The organism is Rhizobacter sp., from assembly GCF_046595475.1.
GTDB lineage: Bacteria > Pseudomonadota > Gammaproteobacteria > Burkholderiales > Burkholderiaceae_C > Rhizobacter.
In genome coordinates, this window is record NZ_JBKJOQ010000063.1 from 1 (window position 1) to 23736 (window position 23736).

Consider the following 23736-nt stretch of genomic DNA (forward strand, 5'->3'; position numbering starts at 1 on the left):
CCTTTGGCTACCTGCTGGAGTGGCTCTTCTTCAGCTACCTCTACCAGCGCGAACACCTGCAGCAGGTGTTGATGACGTATGCGCTGATCCTGGTGTTTGAGGAGTTGCGCAGCCTGATCGCCGGCAACGACGTGCATGGCGTGGCCACGCCCGGGTGGCTCTCGGGCAGCATTGCGCTGGGCGAACTGATGCGCTACCCGGTGTACCGGCTGTTCGCCTCGGCCGCCTGCATCGTGATCGCGCTTGGCCTCTATGCGGTGGTGAACCACACGCGGCTGGGCATGATGGTGCGCCCCGGCGCCAACAACCGCGACATGGTGCGAGGCTTGGGCATCAACATCAAGCTGCTGTACCGCGGCGTGTTCGCGGCCGGCGTGGCGCTGGCCGCGCTGGCCGGCATGATCGCCGCGCCCATGTCGTCGGTCTACCCGGGCATGGGCGGCAGCGTGCTCATCATCTGCTTCGTGGTGGTGGTGATCGGCGGCATCGGATCGGTCAGCGGGGCGCTCATCGCGTCGATGCTGGTGGGTGTCGTCGACACCTTCGGCAAGGTGTTCTTCGCCGAGTACAGCGGTGTGGGTGTGTACCTGCTGATGGCCATGGTGCTGGTGTGGCGGCCGCAAGGCCTCATGCAGCGTCGCGCCGTATGAACACGCCGCGGCTCGCCTGGCTGGTGCCTGCGCTCTGTGCGCTGGCCCTGCTGTGCTTGCCGATGTGGCTGTCGCCCTATGTGCAAGGCCTGGTCACGAAGATCATGGTCTATGCCGTGTTTGCGCTCAGCCTGCAGCTGCTCGCGGGCCACACCGGCCTGGTGAGCCTGGGGCATGCGGCGTTTCTCGGCATCGGCGCTTACGTCACCGTGCTCGCATCGCCAGAGGGCAGCGTGTCGCTCGCCTGGTTGATGCCGATGGCCATGCTGGCGGCTGCGGCCTGCGCGCTGGTGGTGGGCCTGCTCAGCCTGCGCACGCAGGGCGTGTACTTCATCATGGTGACGCTGGCGTTTGCGCAAATGGCCTACTTCGTGTTTCACGACACCAGACTCGCCGGTGGCAGCGACGGGCTGTACCTCTACACGCGGCCAGTGCTCGCGCTGGGCGGCGTCACGCTGCTCGACCCGCAAGACGGCCGGGCGCTGCATGCGCTGGTGTGGGCGGTGCTGGTCGCCACCTATGCCCTGCTGGCGCTGCTCGCGCGCTCGCGCTTCGGCCATGCGCTCAGCGGCATACGCGTCAACGAGCAGCGCATGCGCGCGGTGGGCTACAGCACGCAAGGCTACAAGCTCGCGGCCTTTGTGATCGCAGGCGCACTGGCCGGGCTGGCCGGCAGCCTGCTGGCCGTGAAAGACGGTGTGGTGAACCCCGAGCTGCTGTCGTGGCACGAGTCGGGCGCGGTGCTGCTGATGCTGATCCTCGGCGGCCTGGGGCACTTGCGCGGGGCGGTGATCGGCGCCGCGGCCTTCACGCTGCTGAAAGAGTTCTTCTCCAGCGAAGGGCTGGTCGGGCCGATGGCGGTGCACTGGCAGCTGAGCCTGGGCCTCAGCATCATCGTGCTGGTGGCAGCGCTGCCGCGAGGCCTGATGGGTGTTCGCACGGGGTGGCGCGCCCATGGCTAATGCACTGGCCTTGCGCGCCACAAAGCTCACGCGCCGCTTCGGTGGGCTCACGGCAGTGAGCGATGTGTCGCTGGCCCTGCAAGTGGGCGAGCTGCATGCGGTGATCGGCACCAATGGCGCTGGCAAGTCGACGCTGGTCAACCTGCTGTCGGGCGAGCTCGCGCCCGATGCTGGCCAGGTGCAGCTCGGCGGCCATGACGTCACCCACTGGCCGCAACCCAAACGCGCTCGCGCCGGCATGGCGCGCAGCTACCAGCGCAGCACCCTCTTCGGCGAGCTCAGCGTGCTGGAAAACTGCCGCCTGAGCGCGCAGGCCTTGCATCAGAGCCCGTGGCGGTTCTGGCAAGCCGCCGCGGCAGACGAGGCAAGCCTGGCCATTGCCCACGAGGTGCTGCAAACCACCGGTCTGGCTGGAGCCGCGCAGCACATCGCCGGCACGCTGAGCCACGGCCAGAAGCGCCAGCTCGAAGTGGCAATGTGCCTGGCCACACGTGCGCAGGTGTTGCTGCTCGACGAGCCGCTGGCCGGCATGGGCGCCGAAGAGACCGAGCGCATGCTCACGCTGCTGCAACACCTGAAGCCCACGCATGCCATTTTGCTGATCGAGCACGACATGGACGCGGTGTTTCGCGTGGCCGACCGCATCACCGTGATGGTCGACGGCCAGGTCTTGGCGAGCGACGTGCCCGAGCGCATACGCGCCCACCCCGAGGTGCAGCGCGCCTACCTCGGCGAGGCCTATTCGTGAACCTGGTGAGCGACATGCCTCAGCCAAATTCCGTTCGCCCTGAGGTATCGAAGGGTAGCGCAGTGCACGGGCGCACCCTTCGATACCTCAGGGCGAACGGAGCTGGGCTCAGGGCGAACGGAGCTGGGCTCAGGGCGAACGAAGCTGGGCTCAGGGCGAACGGAGCCAATGGAATGGCTGAGCTTCGTCGCTCATGAGTTCGTGACCAGCACCCGATGTTGCACGTCACCGCCTTGCACGCCCACTACGGCGACAGCCACGTGCTGCGCGGAGTTGACCTCGCGTTGCCCGCTGGCACGGCGCTCGGCCTGCTGGGCCGCAACGGCATGGGCAAGACCACGCTCATCCGCACGCTGATGGGCTATGTGCCCACGACGCAAGGCCAGGTGCAATGGGCCGGCCGCGACGTGACCGGCTGGGCGCCCGAGCGCATGGCACGCCTGGGCATAGGCTACGTGCCCGAAGGGCGCGGCATCTTCCCCAACCTGAGCGTGCGCGAAAACCTGCTGATGGCCGCGCGCCCCGGGCCGGACGGCCAGCGCCGCTGGACGCTGGCCCGCGTGCTCGCCACCTTCCCGCGCCTGGCCGAGCGGCTTTCGCACGGCGGCCAGCAGCTCTCGGGGGGTGAGCAGCAGATGCTCGCCATCGGCCGCGCGCTGATGACCAACCCGCTGCTGCTGGTGCTCGATGAAGCCACCGAAGGCCTGGCCCCGCTGATCGTGGCCGAGATCTGGCGCGTGATTGCCGAGGTGCGCGCGAGCGGCATCAGCAGCTTGCTGGTCGACCGCAACTACCGCGCCGTGCTCGCACACACCGACCAGGCGCTGGTGCTGGAAAAAGGCCGCGTGGTGATGGCCGGCGCATCGAGCGCGATGGATGCCCACGCGCTGGCGCGTGTGCTCGGCGTCTGATCAGCGCGGCGTGGCCAGTACCCGCTCGACCCACGCCACAAAATGCGCCGTCACCTCGGTGCGGTTGGTCTCGTTGAAAAGCTCGTGACGCGCCCCGCCGTAGATGTGCACCGACACATCGCTCAGCCCCGCCGCGCGGTAGCGATCGAGCAGTGGGTACAGCAGCGCAAGCTTGTAGTTGATCGGGTCGGCGTCGCCCACGAGCACGTACAAGGGCAGGTCTTTGGGGATGCGCTCGACCGCATCGGCTTGGGTCATGCGTTCGTACGCGGCCGACATGGTGAGGCGCGACTCCGGCGTCAGCGTGAAGCCGCACAGCGGGTCGGCCACGTAGGCGTCGACCTGCGCTTCGTCGCGGGTGAGCCAGTCGAAGGCGGTGCGCGGCGTGGTCATCGTGCCGTTGTTGTCTTCCAGCTTCGCAGCCGAGCCGCGCCTGGCGTGCAGCAGGTCGAGCGCCGCCGTACCCGACAGCGCAGCCGCCCGCAGCCCGCCGGCATGGTCCAGCAGGTAGAGCTGGGCGGCGAACGAACCCATGCTGTGGCCCAGCAGGATCAGCGGCACGCCGGGGTGCTGTGCGCGGGCGTGATCGCTCACCACGGCCATGTCGGCCACCAAGCCGCTGAAGCCGCGCGGCCCGAGGTCGCCCAAGGCATTGCGCCGGGCCGCTTCGTCACCATGGCCGCGGTGGTCGTTGGCATAGACGGCACACCCAGCTTGCACCAGCGCCGCTGCCAGCGCGCGGTAGCGGCGCGGGTGCTCGCCCATGCCGTGCGCAATCTGCACCAGTGCGCGCACCGGCCCGTGGCCAGCCCACGCGAAAACCTGGATGGGGTAGCCGTCTTGCGCCGGGACAAGCTGAAGGGTTTCAGTGGCGGGCATGCATGTTTCCTTTCAGGTCGATCACGACAGGCGGCTCACCACCCACAGCCACAGCGGCGCGGTGAGCGCGAAGGCAAAGGTCGACAACGCGATGGCCGCGGTGGCTTCGCCTTCTTGCGTCTGGTAGCGCTGCGCAAAGATCAGCGCGTTGTTGCCCACCGGCAGCGCGGCGGCCATCACCACAACCGACAGCGGCAAGCCCGCAAGGCCGAAGCCCCAGTGGCCCACCACCAGCACCACGGCGGGCAGCAGCACCAGCTTGAGCAGTGTCAGCGAGACGGCACCTTGCGCCGCCGCCTTCAGACCGTACTGCGCAAGCGACAGGCCGATCAGCACCAGGCACAGCGGCACCACGGCCTGGCCCAACTGCAACAGCATCTCTTCGATCACCGCGGGCGTGGGCGCGCCGAATGCGTTCCACACCAGGCCGAGCAGTATGGGCAGCACCACCGGGTGGATGATGGTCTTGCGCACGGTGTCGGCGAGCATGCGCCCCACGTGCGCATCGGCATCGCCTTGCCGCGCACGCTCGCGCGCAAGGTCAACTTCTACCAGGGCCGTGAGCACACCCAGCAGGATCAACGCGTGCAGGCTCACGATGGCCACGTGGATGGGCAAGCCCTTCTCGCCAAACATGGCCACCGCCATCGGGATGCCCAGCTGCACGGTGTTGCCAAAGGTGGCGGTGACGGCGCGCACGCTGGGCGCCGCGGCGGGCATGCCGCCGCGGCGGCGTTCCCACAAATAGACCAACAGCATCAGCGCCACCACCGGCACGAAGAAGGCCGCGAGCGTGCCCCAGGGCAGCGTGTTGAAGGCGATGTGCGAGGTGGTGCGAAACAGCAGCGCCGGCACGAAGATGTAGAAGGCCGCGTTGCTCAGCACACGCGTCGGGTCGTGGGCGCCCAGCCAGCCTTTGCGTCCTGCGGCATACCCGATGACGACCATCAGCATGATGGCGAGGAGCTTGAACAGGATGACTGAAAACATGCGTGCGCGCGGGCCGCGCAGGGTGCGCTTTAGAGGAAGTAATAGGCGACGTAGAGGCCGCCGTGGCTGCCGTTCACTTCACCGGAGAAGCCGTCGACCTTGTACTTCTCGGAGACGTAGCGACCCTTGACGCTGAGGCCGCGCGTAAAAAAGTACTCGGCTTCAACTACCGAGCCAGTGGTCGACTGGAAATAGATCACCGGGCGATTCAGAAAACCCGTGCCCTTGACTTTGGCGCCCGAAATGAAGCGAGCCCCACCGCCCACGCGGAACCGGTCGGTGATGTTGAAGTGGCCCAGAAGCTCGACCGGCGTGCGGTCGAACTTCAGGCTGGCGTTAGAGCCACTCGTGCCGTCGACGTGATAGCCGACATTGAGCTGCGCCGACACCATTGGCGTAAAGCGCACGTCCACGCCGGTGTAAATATGGATCAGCCCTCCAGCGTGCAGTGTTTCCGAAGTCGTTCCCGAATTGCCGGTGTCGTAGGTGACCGTCTCAATTTCGTCGCCGCCGAAGGTCAACCCGAGGCCAATCAGCGGTCGTACTTCGATGCCCTGGGCTGCAGCCCCGCCTGCCAACGCCAGCAACGCAGCGGCGCAAACAAAGTTTTTCTTCATGTCAGATCCCCTCTTGCTTGGGTTGGATGTGGCCGGCAGCGACCTCGGCCCGCGCGGCCCGAGGATTGTGCCGCACCGGGCTACGCGGCCTTCTTCGGTGTCGCTTTCTTCGCGGCAGGAGCTTTGGCAGCCGGAGTCTTCGCGGCGGCCGCCTTGCCCGCTGGCGCCTTGGCGGCGCGAGGCTGAAACTCGAAGCTCACCTTGCCTTCTTTCTTGTCGAAGGCGAGGAAGGCCTTGAACTTGCGCCGCGTCTTGTTGGAGACGAAGTTTTCCAACAGGTCGGTCTTGCCAGTGGCCAAGAGCTTGCTCATCTGCTCACGCGCCACCGGTTGCTGCAAGATGATCTTGCCGCTCTTGAAATCGCAGGTGACGTTGGCGCCCACCGCGTGCTCGCACACATAGCTGTTGCCGTGCTCAAACACATGGCCCTGGTCTTTCGGGCAAGGCCCCAGGCTTTCTTGGGCAGAGAAATCGATGGGCTCACCCGACTCGCCTTCTTTCTTGGCGTCTTCGCCGAAGTCGAATTCAAGCTTCCAGTTTTTGATCTCGTCGTCGAACACCATCTTGAGCTCGGCCGTGAAAGGCCAACCCGCCTTGGAGCGGAAGCCTTCGAGCGGGCCGATTCGCTTGTTGGCCAAGAATTCTTCCACCTCGTGCAGCTCGAAGCTGCGGCCACCCGGGATCTTGCCGATGGAAAACCCGCAGCCTTCGCTGTCACCGGTGTTGCCGGTGCAGGTGAAGCGGCGGTAGTTCTCTTTCACCACGCCGCCGCAGTTCGGGCAGGGCGTCTTGAGGGTGGCGTAATCACCTGGGATGGTGTCGCGGTCGTATTCCTTGGCCTTGGCCACGATGCGCTGCGTCATGGCCGCAATCTCGGCCATGAAGGTGTCGCGGCTCAGCTTGCCCTTTTCCATCTCGGACAACTGAAACTCCCAGTTGCCGGTGAGCTCGGGCTTGGTGAGGTCTTCCACGCCCAGGCCGCGCAAGAGCGTGGCGAGCTGGAAGGCCTTGGCCGTGGGGACCAGCTCGCGGCCATCACGGTACATGTACTTTTCCATCAGCAGGCCTTCGATGATGGCCGCGCGCGTGGCCGGTGTGCCCAGGCCTTTCTCTTGCATGGCTTCGCGCATGTCTTCATCTTCAACCAGCTTGCCCGCGCCTTCCATGGCGCTCAGCAACGTGGCTTCGGTGTAGCGCGCCGGCGGCTTGGTCTTGAGCGGGTTCACGTCCACGCTCTCGGTGCGCACCTTCTCGCCCGTGTCTACCGCTACGAGGTTGGCGTCGTCTTCCTGCGCTTCGCGCCCGTACACCGCCAGCCAACCCGGCTTGACCATCACCTTGCCGTTGGTCTGAAAGCTCTGGCCCGCCGCAATGCTGATGCGCGTGGTGACCTGAAACTCGGCCGGCGGGAAGAACACCGCCAGAAAGCGCTTCACGATCATGTCGTACAGCTTGGCCTCGACTTCGGTGAGGCTCTTGGGCGCCACCAACGTGGGGATGATGGCAAAGTGATCCGACACCTTGGTGTTGTCGAAGATGCGCTTGTTGGGCTTGACGTAGCCTTCCTTGATGGCCTTCTTGGCGTGCGGCGCCAAGGCTTTCAGCGGCCCCGGCATGTCTTCGGTGGCAATCATCTCCATGGTGTTCTTCACCACGGCCACATAGTCTTCTGGCAGGTGCTTGCTGTCGGTACGCGGGTAGGTCAGCGCCTTGTGCTTCTCATACAGCGCCTGCGCAATGCTGAGCGTGGTCTTGGCCGAGAAACCGAAGCGCGAGTTGGCCTCACGCTGCAGCGTGGTCAGGTCGTACAGGCCGGGGGAGCTTTGCGTGCTGGGCTTAGATTCTTCCGTCACCGTGGCGGGCTGGCCACGGGCGGCATCGGCAATGACTTGCGCGTCTTTCGCATTCCACAGGCGGTCGGCGCGCGCTTCAGGGTCGTCGGGGTTCTTCTTCCACTTGGGCTCGAACCACTTGCCTTCGTACTCGCCGGCCTGGGCGGCGAAGGTGGCCTTGATTTCCCAGTAATCGCGCGACACGTGCTTGCGGATCTTTTCTTCACGCTCGACCACGATGCTCAGCGTGGGCGTCTGCACCCGACCCACCGTGGTGAGAAAGAAGCCACCGTCGCGCGAGTTGAAGGCCGTCATGGCCCGCGTGCCATTGATGCCCACCAGCCAGTCGGCCTCAGAGCGGCAGCGCGCCGCGTCGGCCAGCGGCAGCATCTGCTTGTCGGTGCGCAGGTGTTCGAACCCGTCGCGGATGGCGGCGGGCGTCATGCTCTGCAGCCACACGCGCTTGACAGGGTGCTTGCTCTTGCTGTGCTGTTGTATCAGCCGAAAGATCAGCTCGCCTTCGCGGCCCGCGTCACAGGCATTGATGAGTTCGGTCACGTCCTTGCGCTTGACGAGCTTGACGATGGCGTTGAGCCGCCCCTTGCTCTTGTCGATGGGGTTCAAGTCGAAGTGCGGCGGGATCACCGGCAAGTTGGCAAAGCTCCACTTGCCGCGCTTCACGTCGAACTCTTCCGGCGCCTTGATCTCTAACAAGTGGCCCACCGCCGAAGTGACGAGGTGGTGCTCACCCTCGAAGTACTCGTCGTGCTTCTCAAATTTGCCGGCGGTGGGCGTGAGCGCCCGCACGATGTCTTGGGCGACGGAGGGCTTCTCCGCAATGATCAAAGACTTGCTCATGGCTCTTTCTGTGTTCAGGGCGCCGAGGGTCGGCGCTCTCTCTACAATCCGGGCTTCTCGCGCGTATACGCGTACGCACACATGTGCGGGCACACGCACACACACGCGCACCCATGAATTCAATGTACCCAAAGAAACCGATGACGCAAGCCCGCAGCGCCAAGACCCGTTCCCCTGCTCCCCAAACACCCCCGGCGCCCACGGTTGCCGCCCCCGCAGGCGGGCGGCGCATCCAGGTCCGCCGCAGCGGCGTACACGGCAAAGGGGTATTTGCCGTCGCCCCCATCGCCAAGGGCGACATCATCATCGAGTACAAGGGCGAGATCATCTCCTGGCCCGAAGCGCTGCGCCGCCACCCGCATGACCCCAGCGACCCCAACCACACCTTCTACTTCGAGCTGGACTCGGGCGACGCCATCGACGCCAAGTACGGCGGCAACGCAGCGCGCTGGATCAACCACGCCTGCAAGCCCAACTGCGAAGCCGACGAGATCAATGGCCGTGTCTTCATCAAAGCGCTGCGCACGCTCAAGCCGGGCGAAGAGCTGTTTTACGACTATGGCCTGAACATCGACGCACCCTACACCAAGAAGCTCAAGAAAGAATACGAATGCCGCTGCGGCGCCAAGAAGTGCCGCGGCACCATGCTGGCCCCGAAGACATGAAGCTGAGACAGCGCACGTGACACCGATCAACGAACCGTTACCGTGGGGTGCCGAAGCGCTGTGGCAGCAGCTGGAGCCGCTGCTGCCCGGCCTGAGCGTGGAGGTGGTGGCGCGCAGCGCGTCCACCAACACGGCGCTGCTGGAGCGTGCGCGTGTGCGGGTGGAGCCCGCCACCGACGAGTTGGTGCAGGTGCGGCGCAGCGTAGAGAGCGCCGCCTTCGGCCGCCGCGCGGCCGACGTGCAGCCCTGCCTGCTGGTGGCCGAGCACCAAACCGGCGGCCGCGGCCGCATGGGGCGTGTGTGGCAGTCGGCGGCAGGTGCGTCGCTCACCTTCTCGCTCTCGTTGCCGATGAACCCGCCCGACTGGTCGGGCCTGTCGCTGGCCGTGGGCGCGGCGCTGGCCGACGCGCTCGAGCCGCTGCGCGGCGCGGGCGCACCCTACATCGGCCTCAAGTGGCCCAACGACCTGTGGCTGATGGATGCCGCCCCCACCTCTGACACTGCCGGCCCGCCGCTGGGCCGCAAGCTCGGCGGCATCCTCATCGAAACAGTGATGGCCGGCGCCACGCGGCTGGCGGTGGTGGGCGTGGGCCTGAACATCCAGCCGCAGGCGATCGACGACCTGAGCAGCGGCTACGGTTGCCTGCAAGAGCTGAGCGACACCGCCAGCGCGCCGATGGCGCTCGCGCTCGTCGCGGCCCCGCTGGTGCGCGCTTTGCAGACGTTCGAGCGCCAGGGGTTCGCCCCATTCGCCAAGCGTTTTGCCGCGCGCGACCTGCTGCGCGGCAAGGCCATCACCACCAGCCAGCTCAACTTGCCCGTCGGCTTGGCGCAAGGCGTGTCGGCCACCGGCACGCTGATCGTGCAGACGGCCGGCGGTCAGCGCGAGGTGAGCAGCGGCGACGTGAGCGTGCGGCTGGACCGCGGCGTACCAGAGCCAGAGGGCGACGACCCCGAAAGCGACGCCTCATGCTGAGGCTTTTCGTGTTGACCCTGGTGCTGGCCAACCTCGGCTTCTACGCCTGGCGGCAGGGCATGCTCGACGGCGTGGTCGGCATGCGCGCGCAGGGCGACCGCGAGCCCGACCGCCTGCAGCGCCAGGTGCGCCCCGACACCATCAGGGTGCTGCCACCGGTAGCCGCCACCGTGGCCGTGGCTGTGGCCGACACGCCGCCGGCCTGTCTGGAGGCCGGCCCCTACACCCCGGCGCAGATCTCCGCGGCCGAGAGCGTGCTGCAAACCGTGCTGCCCGCCGGCAGCTGGTCCAGTCTGAAGACCGAGACCCCGCCCGTGTGGATTCTTTACATGGGCAAGTACCCCAACCGGGAAGCGCTGCAGAAAAAAGCCGATGAGTTGAGGCGGCTCAAGATCAGCTTCGATGAAGTGCACAACGTGCCCGAGCTGAACGATGGCCTCGCACTAGGCCGTTACAGCAGCAAGGCCAACGCCGAGAAGGCGCTCGCTGACCTCAACCAGCGTGGTGTGCGCACCGCCCGCGTGGCGCAGCTCTCGCCCGCGGTCGTCAGCCACAGCCTGAGGGTGGAGCGCGCCGACGCCACGCTGCAAAGTCGGCTGGCCGGCCTGCGCGCCGAAGCGCTACTCGGCAAGCCGTTTGCGGTTTGCCCGACGCGACCCTGACACACGCGCCAGCGCGGCCACGCCCAGCGCGAGACCGATCAGCCAGGGCCAGCTGAGGGCGCCACCGCCACCGCCACCGCCACCGCTGTCACCGCGCCCGGGGTCTAGCGGTGCACCCGCTGCATAGCGCACGGCCCTTTCGGCATCCAGCACGCCAGCACCGCAGGTGCTGGTGGTGCACACGCAGGCGCCTGAATTGTTGGACGAGCAGAAGGGCGTGCTGGTCGACTGCACATGCGGCCGCGCCGTCACCTGCAAACCGCTGATGATCTGCGGCACGCTCAGGTTGGGGTTGGCGCTGAGCATCAGGCTCACCACGCCCGAGACGATGGGGGCGGCAAAGCTGGTGCCGTAGACACTGCCGTAGGTCGCGGTGGCGGCCGACTGGGTGCCGTCGTTCGAAACGGTGAAGATGCCGTCGTCGACATCGGGGTCACCGCCCAGCGTTGAGATGACCACCCGCGGCCCGAAGTTGGAATAGCCCGCCTTCAGCCCATCGCGCGCGAGGGCAGCCACGCCCACCACACCAGAGCAGCTGGCCGGGCGGGTGACGGCGCCCTGCTCGTTGCCCGCCGCCGCCACCACCACCACGCCGCGCGAGGCGAGTTCGTCGATGGTGTTCTGGTAAAGATTGCCGCAGGGCGCACTGCCCCCGAAGCTGATGTTGACGATACGCGCGGGGTTAGCGTTGTCGGGCACGTTGTTTACATGCAGCCCGGCAGCCCAGCGCATGCCGTCGGTGATGTCGAGCACCGAAGCACCGCATTTGCCCGCCACGCGCACCGGCAGCACACGGCCGTTCCAGTTGACGCCGGCCACGCCCACGCTGTTGTCGGTGGCCGCTGCAACGACACCGCTGATGACCGTGCCATGCCACGAACTGTCTTGCACGGTGCACGTGGCGTACAGCGGGTCGGTGTCAGCCTCGGCCTGACTGACCCAGTCACCGGGGTCGGAGGGGTCGGGGTCGCGACCGTTGCCATCGTTGGCGTAGGCCACATCAGAGACAAAGTCGTAGCCGGTCAAAAAGCGGCCCGTCAAATCGGGGTGGTTGGTCGTACCCGTGTCGAGTACGGCCACGACGGCTGACGCGCGCCCGGTGGTCACGGCCCAGGCCCCTTGCACGCCCGGCGCGCCCGAGCTGATCGGCCAGCCGCCCAGCGCCTCACCGGGCGGCCGCAGCCACCATTGGCCGGTGTCGGTGGGCGAGCGATAGTCGTAGTAAAGATCGTTGGGCACCACAGGCGCCGCCTGCAGCAAGCGCTCGCGCGCATTCAGCTCGACCCATTCGACCTCGGGCTGGCTGCGCAGCCGCTCGGCCAGCGCCAGCGCCTCGGCCACCGGCAAGTGCCGCCCGAAGCTGAAATGCTGGGCCGCGCGGCCCGCCGGCTGCATGCGCACCTCGGTCATGCGCGCCGCCTGCAGCACCTGCTGCAGGCGTTGGGTTTCGGATGAGCGCGCGGCAGCGCTCAGCGCCGCCATGCGCTCATGCGCCGGGGCGCCTTTCAGCTTGACTATCAGCCCATCCACGGGCGGGGTGGGCAAGGCAGCCATGGCGCTCGCTGCCGCAACGGCCCCTACCAGCCCAGCACAGGCGCGACCCACCACAGCAAACGAAAAACCCATGCGCGCCAACTCCTGAAATCTTCTGGGACCAGCGCTGGAATATCAGCCGCGGGGCGAACGGCGATGCACCGCCTTCTGCATGGACTCGGCTCGTCGGCGCTGGTTCCGCTGAAACTGCAAAGCCATCACCCCCAGGGCCAGGCCGAGCAGCCAGGCGGGGCCGAGTGCGCCACCGCCGCCACCGCCGCCGTCACCGGCGATGAGAGGCGGCGCGGGAGGCGCGGGAGGCGCCCCCACATCGACGGCGCGCACTGTGGTCGACTGCGCGCCCGTGCTGTCGACCACCGTCAGGCTGACGGTGAAGCGACCGACCGCCGTGGGCATGGCCATGACCGCGGCGCCGCTGCCGCTGAGCGCGGTGACGATGCCGCCGCCGCTCACCAGCGTCCATTGATACGTGGCGAGCGTGCGTGGGCTCAGCACGAAGGAGTTGGCTGCGCTCAGTGTGACCGACTGAGCAGCCTGAGGCGTTTCGCTGCTGAGCGTGACGTGGGCCTGCAGGCCGCGGGCAGCGCCCGCCACTGCGACGCCGGTGTCGAGCATGCCGGCACCGCAGGTGCTGGAGGTGCAGTAGCACTCTGCCTGGTCGGCGGTGGTCGGTGCCTGGCAGGCCGCGATGCCGCTGCTGCTGCCGCTGTTGGGGAAGCTGCGTGCGCTGCCTTGCAGGGCGGCCCGCACATTGGCCGGCGTCATCGTGGGCTGGGCTGAGAACATCAGGCCCACGGTGCCCGCCACCATGGGTGCAGAGAAGCTGGTGCCCACCGATGCGTTGAAGCTGTCGGAGTAAATCGAGCTGCTGGCCACCGGCGTGGTGGTGCCTGCGTTGGTGGCGGTGATGATGGAATATTGGCAGGGGTCACCCGCGGCGACAGTGACGCAATTGCCCCCGGGCGCAGCCACCGTCACCTCCGTCCCCACATCGGCAAAGCCAACCTTGGTGCCGATGTGGCGCAGGCCGGTGACGGCGATCACGCCCACACAGTTGGCAGGCGACGACACGGCATGGCCAGAGCTGTTGCCTGCAGAAACCACCACCACCACGCCCGCCGCATTGAGTGCGGTGACTGCATCTTGGTAGGCCTGCGAGCAAGCGCCATCACCGCCAAGGCTCAGGTTGAGCACCTTGGCCGGGGTGGCATTCGCCGGAACGCCAGGCACAGCCAAACCAGCGGCCCAGCGCATGCCAGCAATGATGTCGGAGTCGAAGCCCCCGCACTTGCCCAGCACCCGCACCGGCAGCACACGCAGGTTGCGGCCCACGCTGGCCATGCCCAGGCCGTTGTTGGTCAGCGCGCCGATCAGGCTGGCCGTCTGCGTGCCATGCCAGCTGCTGTCTTCGGCGGTGCAGGCGCTGAACACACTGCCCGCCACATCGGCGCTGCTGATCCAGTCGCCGGGGTCGCTGGGGTCGGCGTCGCGCCCGTTGCCGTCGTTGGCCGTGTCCACGTCGCTCACCATGTCGTAGCCGGCCAGCAGGTTGCCCCCGGCCGACACCGCTTTCAGGTCGTCATGGTCGTAGCGCACGCCGGTGTCGAGCACGGCCACCACCACGGTGTTGCTGCCCGTGGTGATGTCCCAGGCGGGCTCGGCGTCTATGGACGAACGCACGGCCCCCGCCGGAGCGCGCAGATACCACTGGCCTACGGTGGGGCCATTGCCGCCCAGGCCGTTGGCGTAGCGCGGGTCGTTGGGTGCCGCGTAGCGATGGCGGCGCAGGTCGGGCTCGGCGTACTCCACATCACTCTGTGCAGCGAGGCGGCGCGCCAGCTCGGCCGAGCTGACACCGCTGGCCGTGACCACCTGCGCACGCTCGCTCACGGAGGCTCCAGCCGACAAGGCCAGGCCGACACGCTGGCCGAGGGTGGCGGCCCGCTCGCCGTTGGGCGAGGCCGACTGCACCTGACGCCGCAGCAGCGGCGAATCGGCCTTGAACTTGACGATGACACGCGCCTGCTGCGCCGGGGCAGCAGTCTGCGCGAGCAGGGGTTCATGCAAGCCCAGCGGCGCAAGCAGCAGCACACTCAGTGCCGCCAAGGTGGAACTGAATTTGCGCATGGCAAGCTCCCGAAAAAACATCAAGAAGGGTAGGCAAGGTGATGGCGGCGTTCATCGCGCTCCACCGCCTCAAAGAAGGATTTGTCGTCGCGCAAACGCTGCAGCGCTTGTGCGCAGCGTGCTTCGTCACCGCAGGCCAGGCCGAGGCCGTGCCATAGCGGGCTCACGGCGGCCAGGTAGCGCACCTGCACACCGCTCGCCTGAGCGGCGCGGCGCGCAATCGTGTCGGCATCACTGCCGGCCTGGGCCAGCTTGACCATCACGCGCCACTCACCCTGCTGCGGTGGAAGCTGCGCAGCGCAAGCGACCAGGCTGAGACTGAGGGCTGACAGCAAGAGCGAGAAAGAGCGAGGCATGGTCGCCCAGTGTAGACACCGCCGCAGCGCCCGTGGGCTGTGAATAGTCCAGGTCACCGAATGAGATGTTTGGTTTCAGAAAATGCTGCACAAATGCGCAGAAGGCCTCTTGCGAGGCCCTCTTCTTTGCGAACGAGTTCAGCTTGGCTTCACTTGGCGATGACGCGCACCATCTCAAGCACCTTGTTCGAGTAACCCCACTCGTTGTCGTACCAGGCCACGAGCTTGACAAAGGTGCTGTCGAGCGCAATGCCGGCGTCGGCGTCGAAGATCGAGGTGCGCGGGTCGCCGCGGAAATCGGTGGCCACGACCTTGTCTTCGGTGTAGCCGAGCACGCCCTTGAGCGCGCCTTCAGATTGCGCCTTGAACTCGGCGCAGATTTCCTTGTAGCTGGCTTCCTTCACCAGCTCAACGGTCAGGTCGACCACCGACACGTCAGACGTCGGTACGCGGAACGACATGCCCGTGAGCTTCTTGTTCAGCTCGGGAATCACCACGCCCACGGCCTTGGCCGCACCGGTGGACGACGGGATGATGTTTTCCAGAATGCCGCGGCCGCCGCGCCAGTCTTTGTTGCTCGGGCCATCAACGGTCTTTTGCGTGGCGGTGGCAGCGTGCACCGTGGTCATCAGGCCGCGCTTGATGCCCCACTTGTCGTTCAGCACCTTGGCCAGCGGGGCCAGGCAGTTGGTGGTGCACGAGGCGTTGGAGATGATGGCCTGGCCCTTGTAGGTCTTGTCGTTCACGCCGAAGACGAACATCGGCGTGTCGTCCTTGGACGGAGCCGACATGATCACCTTCTTGGCCCCGGCGGCGAGGTGCTTCTCACCCGTTTCCTTGGTCAGGAAGAGGCCTGTGGCTTCAACCACGATGTCGGCACCGACCTCGTTCCACTTCAGCGCAGCGGGGTCGCGCTCGGCGGTCAGGCGGATTTTCTTGCCGTTGACGATGAGCGTGTTGCCGTCGACCGACACGTCGCCCTTGAAGCGGCCGTGCACCGAGTCGTACTGCAGCATGTAGGCGAGGTAATCAGGCTCAAGCAGGTCATTGATGCCGACGATCTCGATGTCTTGGAAGTTCTGGATGGCGGCACGGAACACCATGCGCCCGATGCGGCCGAAGCCGTTGATGCCGATCTTGATGGTCATGATTGCTTTCTCCTGGATGACAAAAAACAGATTCGTCCCCCGCTCCGTTCGCCCTGAGCCCGAACGGAGAAAGGTGCTAACGCCTAGCTTGCAACACCGCTCGCACGGTGTCGGCCACGTTCTCCGGCGTGAACCCGAAATGCTTGAACAGCACGCCCGCCGGTGCCGACTCGCCATAGGTGTCGATGCCCACCACCGCCGCGCAGCCGTATTTCCACCAACCGTCGGTCACGCCCATCTCGACCGCGATGCGCGGCAAGCCAGCGGGCAACACTGACTGCTTGTACTCGACGCTCTGGCGGTCAAAGACGCTGGTCGACGGCATGGACACCACGCGCACCGCGATGCCAGCCACGGCCAGCTGCAGCTGTGCGTGCAGCGCGAGCTGCACCTCGGAGCCGGTGGCGATGATCACAGCTTGCGTCTTCTTCCTCAGCCCCACCTCTTCGGGCTCGGCCAGCACGTAGGCGCCCTTGGAAATGTCGCCAAGATCAGCCTTGGGCGCGTACGGCAGGTTCTGGCGCGACAGCAGCAGCGCGCTCGGGCGGTGCTTGTTCTCGATGGCGCAGGCCCAGGCCACCACGGTCTCGGCGGTGTCGGCCGGGCGCCAAACATCGAGGCCAGGGATCAAGCGCAGCGAAGCCGCATGTTCGATCGACTGGTGCGTGGGGCCGTCTTCACCGAGGCCGATGCTGTCGTGCGTGAAGACGTGGATCACACGTTGCTTCATCAGCGCGGCCATGCGGATGGCGTTGCGGCTGTAGTCGCTGAAGGTGAGGAAGGTGCCGCCGTAGGGAATGAAGCCGCCGTGCAGGGCCACGCCAATCATGATGGCCGCCATGCCGAACTCGCGCACGCCGTAGTTGATGTGGCGCCCGCCGTTGGCGTTGCCCTTGTCGTCGAAGCGCAGGGCGGGCGTGCTGCTGGTGTTGGTGAGGTTGGAGCCCGTGAGGTCGGCGCTGCCACCGAGCAGCTCGGGCAAGGCCTTGGTGAAGGCTTCGAGTGCGATCTGGCTGGCCTTGCGGCTGGCAACCGTTTCGGCCTTGCTGTGGGCGGCCACTGCTGCATCAACCGCAGCTTGCGACCAGCCCTTGGGCAGCTCGCCATCGAGGCGGCGGGCCAGTTCAAGGGCCAGCTCGGGGTAGGCCTTGGCGTAAGCCTCGAAGGCGTCGACCCAACGCGTCTCGGCGGCCAGGCCTTGCTGGCGCGCGTCCCAGTTTTCGTAAGCTTCTTCGGGAATCACGAAGGGCTCGTGGTGCCAGCCCAGCGCGTCGCGGGTGAGCTTGATTTCTTCCGCGCCCAGCGCTTCGCCGTGCGCCTTGGCCGTGCCGGCGCGGTTGGGCGAGCCCTGGCCGATGTTGGTCTTGCAGCAGATGAGTGTGGGCTTGTGGGCCTGCTTCGCCTTGGCGATGGCAGCGTCGACAGCCGCCACGTCGTGGCCGTTCACACCCGCGATCACGTTCCAGCCATAGGCCTCGAAACGCTGCGGCGTGTTGTCGATGAACCAGGGCTGCACCTTGCCGTCGATGGAGATGCCGTTGTCGTCATACAGCGCGATCAGCTTGTTGAGCCGCCACGCACCGGCAAGCGCTGCCGCTTCGTGGCTGATGCCTTCCATCAGGCAGCCATCACCCAGGAACACATAGGTGTGGTGGTCGACGATCGGGTGCCCGTCCCGATTGAATTCTCTGGCCAGCAGCTTTTCGGCGAGCGCCAAGCCCACGGCGTTGGTGAAGCCCTGGCCCAGCGGGCCGGTGGTGGTCTCGATGCCGGGGGTGATGCCCACTTCGGGGTGGCCCGGCGTCTTGCTGTGCATCTGGCGGAAGTTGCGCAGCTCGCTCATCGGCAGGTCGTAGCCCGAGAGGTGCAGCAATGCATAGATGAGCATGGAGCCGTGGCCATTGCTCAGCACGAAACGGTCGCGGTTGGCCCAGTGCGGGTTGCCGGGGTTGTGCTGCAGGTGGAGGCCCCACAGCGCCACCGCGATCTCGGCCATGCCCATTGGGGCGCCGGGGTGGCCAGAGTTGGCTTGCTGCACGGCGTCCATCGCCAGGGCACGAATGGCGTTCGCCATCAAAGAGGTGTTGGAAGCGATGGCGGTCATGGGCTCGCGGGGCAGGAAGGGGGAAAACGGGCATTTTACGGGGCCTCGATAATCCGGCGATGCATGGATTGCACCTCACTGCCGATTTGCGGGGTTGCTCCACGGAGCACGCCGCTTTCATCGACCCGACCGCCCTGCGCAGCCTGTGCCTGAGCGCTGTGCGCGGCGCCGCGCTGCAGCCGGTGGGTGAGCTGTTTCACACCTTCCCCGGGAGCGACGAAAAAAAGGGCGGCGTGACCGGCGTGGTGCTGCTGGCCGAGTCGCATCTGGCGGTGCACACCTGGCCCGAGCTGGGCGCCGTGACGCTGGACGTATACGTATGCAACTTCGGCGCCGACAACACGCACAAGGCACATGCGCTGCTCGACCTGTTGCTGACGGCCTTTCAACCCGCGCAAGTGGAGCGCCACGCCATCGAGCGGGGCCGCACGACATGAAGGCGTTGATCCTGGCCGCGGGCCGTGGCGAGCGCATGCGCCCGCTCACCGACCACACCCCCAAGCCGCTGTTGGTGGTGCGTGGCAAGCCACTGATCGTGTGGCACCTGGAAGCGCTGGCGCGCGATGGCGTGCGCGAGATCGTCATCAACACCGCGTGGCTCGAAGAGCGCATTGTCGACACGCTGGGCGATGGCGCGCACTACGGTGTGTCTATCCACTATTCGCTCGAAGGGCGTGACCATGGCGGCGCACTCGAAACAGCAGGCGGCATGGCCAAGGCCCTGCCGCTGCTGACCGATGGCACGAACAACTGCTTCTGGGTGGTCTCGGGCGATGTGTTCCTGCCCGACTTTCGCTTCGACGCGGCCAGCGCGCAGCGCTTTGCGCAGGGCCGCGCACTGGCTCATCTGTGGTTGGTCGCTAACGCACCGCACCACCCGCAGGGTGATTTCGGTATCGATGTGCAGGGGTTCGCCTCACGCACTGCAGAGCCACGTTTCACCTGGGCCAGCGTGGGGCTGTTCCGCAGCGACCTGGTGGCAAGCGTGCCGGCGGGACAGAAGCTGCCGCTCACGCCATTGCTGCGCGAGGGCGCCGATGCCGGCCGCATCACCGCAGAGCGCTACGACGGGCCATGGACAGATGTGGGCACGGTGGCGCGGCTGGACGCGCTCAACGCGGGTGCGGACTAGCGACGACCCTCAGCCCGCGTGGGGGCAGCGGTTGACCTCGATGGAGACGTGCACGAGTTCTTCGTGCGCCTTTAACCGGTCTCGGTAGACCGAGGGGGTGAGCGGCGCATCGGCCACGACGCACACGATCGCGGCGAAGCTGTCGCGGCCGACGCGCCAGAGGTGCAGGTCGGCCACCTTGGCGTCGCCGTCGGATTCGAGCGTGGCGCGCACCGCATCGGTCAGCGGGTGGTCCATCTCGCGGTCTAGCAGCACGGCAGATGACTGGCGCATCAGCCCCCACGCCCACACCGCAATCACCACCGCACCGATCACGCCGACCAGCGGGTCTAGCCAGGTCCAGCCCAGCCACAGCGCCGCCGACAACGCCGCAATCGCAAACACCGAGGTTAGCGCATCCGCCAGCACATGGGCGTAGGCCGCGCGCAGGTTCAGGTCTTCACCGCCGCGCGCGCGATGGTCACGATGGTCGTGGTGCTGATCGTGACCATGCCCATGGGGGTGGTGGTGTGAGTGGTCGTGCGAGTGATCGTGCCCATGGCCTCCTTGAGCGCCGTGCAGCAACCAGGCCGACACCACGTTGACTACCAACCCGCTCACCGCCACGATCAAGGCGGCTTGCGCGTCGATGGGCTCGGCCTTCCACAACCGGGCTATCGATTCGACGACGATGCCCACACCCACCAGCCCCAGCACCAGCGCGCTGGCAAAGCTGCCCAGCACCTCGATCTTCCAGGTGCCGAAGGCGTAGCGTTCATCGCCCGCATGGCGCCGTGCCAGGTAGTAGGCCCCCGCCGCGACGCCCAGCGCCAGCGCATGCGTGCCCATGTGCCAGCCATCGGCCAGCAAGGCCATCGAGCCCGTCCACCAGCCGGCGGCGATCTCGATCACCATCGTGAGCAGCGTGATCGCCAGCACCCAGTGCGTGCGCCGCTCGCCCATGCGGTTGCCCGCATCGAACACGTGAGCGTGCTGCCAAGGCCGGAGGTCGTGTGAATGATCCATCAGGCGCTCAATCGGCGAGCGGCTTGGTGATGCGGTCGATGCGCGCCAGCACCTCGGGCGTCAACTTGGGCGTGAGCGCGAGCGCGCCTAGGTTGTCTTGCAGCTGCGACACCTTCGAGGCCCCGAGGATCACCGTGCTGACGTTAGGGTTGCGGTTGACCCAGGCGATGGCCAGCTGCGCCAGGTTGCCGCCCAGCTCTTGTGCGATCGGCTCCAGCTGGGCCACAGCCGCATTGCGCGCCTCATTTGTCAGGTCTTTCACCAGCCAGCCCATGCTGTCTAGCGCACCGCGGCTGCCCGGTGGCACCCCGCCGCGGTATTTGCCGGTGAGCAAGCCGCTGGCCAAGGGGCTCCAGGTGGTGAGCCCGAGACCGATGCGGCCATAGAGCCGGCTGTACTCGCGCTCGACTCGCGCGCGGTTGAACAGGTTGTACTGCGGCTGCTCCATCAGAGGGCGGTGCAGGTGCTCGCGCTCGGCGATGTCGTAGGCCTCGCGAATCTGCTTGGCGCTCCATTCGCTGGTGCCCCAGTAGAGCGCCTTGCCCTGCGTGATCATGTCGCTCATGGCCCAGACCGTCTCGTCGACAGGCGTGTGCGGGTCGGGGCGGTGGCAGTACACCAGGTCGATGTGGTCTAGCTGCATGCGCTTGAGCGAGCCATCGACCGCCTGCGACAGGTACTTGCGGTTGAGCGTGTTCTTCTGGTTGACCGTGTTGCCGCCGTGGTCGATGCCCCAGTAAAACTTGGTCGACACCACATAGCTCATGCGCGGCTTCTTCAAGGCCTTGAGGGCCTGGCCCATCACCACTTCGCTCTGCCCGTCTTCGTAGCCCTCGGCGTTGTCGAAGAAATTGACCCCGGCATCCATGGCCGCAGCCATGAGCTCGGTGGCCGCACCCGCCCCCACTTGCTGGTGATAGGTCACCCACGAGCCGAGAGACAACTCGCTCACCTGAAGCCCGCTGCGACCCAGACGCCGATACTGCATTTGCTACACCTCGTAAATGAATGAGGCATCTTAGCCACAGCCGCAACCCCACTGGGGGCACGGAATCGACCGCGTGTCCCCAGAAACCGCTGCCGTTTCACGAAGCGCTTTCACCGGCTGCAACTTCGCGTTACCTTTCGGCCGTGAAACACGCTCTCATCCTTCCCTTCATGCTGGCCATTGCCATTGCCGGCCACGTGCTGATGGGGCGTGGCGCCAAGGCGCTGGCGTCGGTGCTCGCGCCCCTGGCCAGCGGCCAGCCCGAGGTCAACGGCTATGAGCGGCGCGTCTACGGCACGGCCGAGCGCGCGGTGCTGGAAGTGGTGGCGCTGGTGCTGGCCGCCGGGCTGGTGATGTGGGTGGGCATGGCCTGGGGCATCGGCTGGCTGGGCTTCATCGGCTTTCTGGTGCTGGTGGGGGCGGTGGGGCTCGACCTGTACCGCTGGGAGCGCGTCACCGTCAGCGCGAACTACGTGTGGTTTCAGCGCGGCCTGGGCCACAAGGTGCACCAGGTGGCGATCGAAAACATCCGCGATGTGTCGGTGAGCGAGGCCGAGGTCAAGGGCTACACGCTGCGCCACCTCACCCGCAACCGCGTGTGCCGCCTCAACATGCGCATGACCGACAAGCGCGTGGTGGCCTTGCCCAAGACCGATGCCCACAGCGAGCTTGATGCGGTTGAGGCGCTGGCCAACAACATCCGCCTGCGCCAGCAGCTGGCCGGCGACCGCGATGCCGTCAAGCGCGCCAGCGCCCGTGGCACCCTGACCGCCGCCGAGGTGGCCGACAAACCAGCCGCCGACCGCGAGATGATGCGCGAGCTCAAGCGCCTGCGCCAGCAGGCCAACGCGCCCGATCTGCCACCCGCAGTGAAACGCACCGGCAAGGTCTGAGCCCGGGCGCGATGCAACAATCGCGCCCATGACGCCCCTAGCCACATGCCGCGAGCGCCGTGCGCAGCTCGCCCAGCGCTTGCGCGATGCCGGTGGCGGCCTGGCCATCGTGATGACGGCACCCGAGGCCTGGCGCAGCCGCGACAGCGAGCACCCTTATCGGCACGACAGCTACTTTCACTACCTGACCGGCTTCGACGAACCGAAGAGCGCCCTGGTGCTGCGCGCGGACGGCCACAGCGTGCTCTTTTGTCGCGACAAAAACGTCGAGCAAGAGGTGTGGGACGGCTACCGCCTCGGCCCCCAGGCCGCTCTGCAGGCACTCGGTGTAGACGCAGCGCTGGCGATAGACCAGCTCGATGCCTGCATGCCTGAGCTGATGAACCACCACAGCACGGTATGGTCGATCTTTGGCGCACCCGGTGGCCTGGAGCAGCGCGTGGCGGGCTGGACGGCCGCCGCACGCGAGCGCTCGCAGCACGGCACCAGCACCAGCCCTGGTGCGCATCGCGACCTGGCCCTGCTGCTCGACGAGATGCGGCTCATCAAGAGCGCGCAAGAGATCGCCATCATGAAGCGCGCTGCCGCCATCTCGGCGGGCGCCCATGCCCGGGCCATGCGCTATTGCGCAGAGCGCTTTCGCGCCGAGCCCGTGGGCAGCGTGCGCGAGTACGAGATCGAGGCCGAGCTCCTGCACGAATTCCGCCGCCACGGCGCGCAAAGCCCGGCCTACCCGTCCATCGTGGCGGCGGGCACCAACGCCTGCGTGCTGCACTATGCCGCGGGCGACACCGCATTGAGGGCTGGCGAGCTGTGCCTCATCGACGCGGGCTGCGAGCTCGACGGCTACGCCAGCGACATCACCCGCACCTTCCCCGCCAACGGCCGCTTCAGTGCTGCGCAGCGCGAGCTGTACGAGATCGTGCTCGCAGCGCAAGAAGCCGCGGTGGCCGCCACGCGGCCTGGCGCCCGACACCGCGATGCGCACGCTGCCGCGTTGGCGGTGCTGTCGCAAGGCATGCTCGAAACGGGTCTGCTCAGCCGCGACCAGCACGGCTCGCTCGACGATGTGATCGCAAGCGCGGCCTATCGCCAGTTCTACATGCACGGCACGGGGCACTGGCTGGGGCGTGATGTGCATGACGTGGGCGAATACCTGGCGCTAGACGAAGTGGCCTTCGAGCAGCCCGACGGTATGGGCGGCCGGGTGGTGAAGCCACCCTCGCGTCGCCTGCAACCTGGCATGGTGGTGACGCTGGAACCGGGCCTGTATGTGCGGCCGGCAGAGGGCGTGCGCGAACGCTATTGGGGAATAGGCATACGCATTGAGGACGATGCGGTGGTGACCGAACAGGGCTGCGAACTCATCAGCCGAGGCGCGCCGGTTGATCCGGATGAGATTGAGGCTTGGATGAAGGGCGGCCGCTGACGGGACCGACGACCCCGATGCGCAGCAAGGCGAATCTGGTGTTCGCTGGCGTTCATCTTCCCCTTCGGACGAGCTGAGCAGCACAGGGCTTTGCGGGGCGCGCGCAGCGCGCTTCAACCTCTGACTTCGGGCGGCTGTTTGAGCGCAGCGGCCGCAGGCCGCGTAGCGAGTTCTGCCCGACCCGCAAAGACCGAGCAGCGCAAGGCAGCCCTCGCACCGCGAGGGCCGAGTCGGCAGGGGTCGCTTCTTT

At 66.8% G+C, this 23736-nt stretch carries 22 protein-coding genes; 11 read left to right on the forward strand and 11 right to left on the reverse strand.

The features are described 5' to 3' along the window. The 4 genes from AC30QB_RS11575 to AC30QB_RS11590 all read left to right on the forward strand — a co-directional run. Nucleotides 1-650, forward strand: a 650-nt coding sequence (locus AC30QB_RS11575; RefSeq protein ID WP_489546370.1) for a branched-chain amino acid ABC transporter permease, incomplete at its 5' end; no start/stop codon positions are given. Then, a complete protein-coding gene (locus AC30QB_RS11580) occupies nt 647-1612 on the forward strand; it encodes a branched-chain amino acid ABC transporter permease (protein WP_489546371.1) in 966 nt (321 codons plus the stop codon). The genes AC30QB_RS11575 and AC30QB_RS11580, both read left to right, overlap by 4 nt. Continuing rightward, nucleotides 1605-2360: an ABC transporter ATP-binding protein gene (locus AC30QB_RS11585; protein ID WP_489546372.1), complete on the forward strand. Its 756-nt coding sequence runs from the start codon at nt 1605-1607 to the stop codon at nt 2358-2360. Before AC30QB_RS11580 ends, AC30QB_RS11585 begins: the two co-directional genes overlap by 8 nt. 215 nt (nt 2361-2575) lie before the next feature. Next, the gene (locus AC30QB_RS11590) at nt 2576-3271 is read left to right on the forward strand and encodes an ABC transporter ATP-binding protein (RefSeq protein WP_489546373.1); all 696 of its coding nucleotides are present in this window, start codon (nt 2576-2578) and stop codon (nt 3269-3271) included. Here the strand turns inward: AC30QB_RS11590 and AC30QB_RS11595 are convergent, their stop codons facing one another. From AC30QB_RS11595 to AC30QB_RS11610, 4 genes are all read right to left on the reverse strand, one after another. Further along, on the reverse strand, nt 3272-4150 hold the full coding sequence (locus AC30QB_RS11595) for an alpha/beta fold hydrolase (protein WP_489546374.1): 879 nt from the start codon (nt 4148-4150) through the stop codon (nt 3272-3274). A gap of 21 nt (nt 4151-4171) precedes the next feature. After that, nucleotides 4172-5140 carry an AEC family transporter gene (locus tag AC30QB_RS11600; protein ID WP_489546375.1) on the reverse strand — a complete coding sequence of 323 codons (969 nt, stop codon included), beginning with the start codon at nt 5138-5140 and terminating at the stop codon, nt 4172-4174. 29 nt (nt 5141-5169) lie between these two features. Continuing rightward, nucleotides 5170-5757 (reverse strand): outer membrane beta-barrel protein, encoded by a 588-nt coding sequence (locus AC30QB_RS11605; RefSeq protein WP_489546376.1) that lies wholly within the window; start codon nt 5755-5757, stop codon nt 5170-5172. Between the two features lie 80 nt (nt 5758-5837). Beyond that, complete coding sequence (locus AC30QB_RS11610) at nt 5838-8447, reverse strand: DNA topoisomerase III (RefSeq protein WP_489546377.1); 2610 nt, start codon at nt 8445-8447, stop codon at nt 5838-5840. A gap of 113 nt (nt 8448-8560) precedes the next feature. Between AC30QB_RS11610 and AC30QB_RS11615 the strand changes: the two genes are divergently transcribed. From AC30QB_RS11615 to AC30QB_RS11625, 3 genes are read left to right on the forward strand one after another with little or no spacing between them, the layout of a single operon-like run. After that, nucleotides 8561-9112: an SET domain-containing protein gene (locus tag AC30QB_RS11615; RefSeq protein WP_489546378.1), complete on the forward strand. Its 552-nt coding sequence runs from the start codon at nt 8561-8563 to the stop codon at nt 9110-9112. A 16-nt stretch (nt 9113-9128) separates the two neighbouring features. Beyond that, entirely contained in the window at nt 9129-10088 is a 960-nt protein-coding gene (locus tag AC30QB_RS11620) for a biotin--[acetyl-CoA-carboxylase] ligase (protein ID WP_489546379.1), read from the forward strand. After that, a complete protein-coding gene (locus AC30QB_RS11625; protein ID WP_489546380.1) occupies nt 10082-10750 on the forward strand; it encodes a hypothetical protein in 669 nt (222 codons plus the stop codon). The genes AC30QB_RS11620 and AC30QB_RS11625 overlap by 7 nt, the downstream gene beginning before the upstream one ends. On the opposite strand, the gene AC30QB_RS11630 is transcribed toward AC30QB_RS11625, so the two are convergent. The 5 genes from AC30QB_RS11630 to tkt all read right to left on the reverse strand — a co-directional run bounded on the left by AC30QB_RS11630 (nt 10709) and on the right by tkt (nt 18039). Continuing rightward, nucleotides 10709-12376, reverse strand: coding sequence for a S8 family peptidase (locus AC30QB_RS11630; protein ID WP_489546381.1), 1668 nt, complete (start codon nt 12374-12376; stop codon nt 10709-10711). The two genes, AC30QB_RS11625 and AC30QB_RS11630, sit on opposite strands and share 42 nt — an antisense overlap. 42 nt (nt 12377-12418) lie before the next feature. Next, a complete protein-coding gene (locus tag AC30QB_RS11635; protein ID WP_489546382.1) occupies nt 12419-14431 on the reverse strand; it encodes a S8 family peptidase in 2013 nt (670 codons plus the stop codon). A 20-nt stretch (nt 14432-14451) separates the two neighbouring features. After that, a complete protein-coding gene (locus tag AC30QB_RS11640) occupies nt 14452-14787 on the reverse strand; it encodes a hypothetical protein (RefSeq protein WP_489546383.1) in 336 nt (111 codons plus the stop codon). 149 nt (nt 14788-14936) lie between these two features. Beyond that, nucleotides 14937-15935, reverse strand: coding sequence for a type I glyceraldehyde-3-phosphate dehydrogenase (gene gap / locus AC30QB_RS11645; RefSeq protein ID WP_489546384.1), 999 nt, complete (start codon nt 15933-15935; stop codon nt 14937-14939). Nucleotides 15936-16011: 76 nt separating this feature from the next. Next, on the reverse strand, nt 16012-18039 hold the full coding sequence (gene tkt, locus AC30QB_RS11650) for a transketolase (protein ID WP_489546385.1): 2028 nt from the start codon (nt 18037-18039) through the stop codon (nt 16012-16014). Nucleotides 18040-18098: 59 nt separating this feature from the next. On the opposite strand from tkt, the gene speD reads away from it, so the two are divergent. Continuing rightward, nucleotides 18099-18476, forward strand: coding sequence for an adenosylmethionine decarboxylase (gene speD / locus AC30QB_RS11655; RefSeq protein ID WP_489546386.1), 378 nt, complete (start codon nt 18099-18101; stop codon nt 18474-18476). Continuing rightward, nucleotides 18473-19171 (forward strand): N-acetylmuramate alpha-1-phosphate uridylyltransferase MurU, encoded by a 699-nt coding sequence (gene murU, locus AC30QB_RS11660; RefSeq protein WP_489546387.1) that lies wholly within the window; start codon nt 18473-18475, stop codon nt 19169-19171. The genes speD and murU overlap by 4 nt, the downstream gene beginning before the upstream one ends. Before the next feature lie 9 nt (nt 19172-19180). Here murU and dmeF read toward each other — a convergent pair whose 3' ends face one another. Both dmeF and AC30QB_RS11670 read right to left on the reverse strand, forming a co-directional pair. Continuing rightward, a complete protein-coding gene (gene dmeF, locus AC30QB_RS11665; RefSeq protein ID WP_489546388.1) occupies nt 19181-20176 on the reverse strand; it encodes a CDF family Co(II)/Ni(II) efflux transporter DmeF in 996 nt (331 codons plus the stop codon). Nucleotides 20177-20183: 7 nt separating this feature from the next. Beyond that, complete coding sequence (locus AC30QB_RS11670) at nt 20184-21164, reverse strand: potassium channel beta subunit family protein (RefSeq protein ID WP_489546389.1); 981 nt, start codon at nt 21162-21164, stop codon at nt 20184-20186. A gap of 143 nt (nt 21165-21307) precedes the next feature. On the opposite strand from AC30QB_RS11670, the gene AC30QB_RS11675 reads away from it, so the two are divergent. Continuing rightward, nucleotides 21308-22057, forward strand: coding sequence for a hypothetical protein (locus AC30QB_RS11675; protein WP_489546390.1), 750 nt, complete (start codon nt 21308-21310; stop codon nt 22055-22057). 28 nt (nt 22058-22085) lie between these two features. Continuing rightward, complete coding sequence (locus AC30QB_RS11680) at nt 22086-23486, forward strand: aminopeptidase P N-terminal domain-containing protein (protein ID WP_489546391.1); 1401 nt, start codon at nt 22086-22088, stop codon at nt 23484-23486. Nucleotides 23487-23736: the final 250 nt, after the last annotated feature.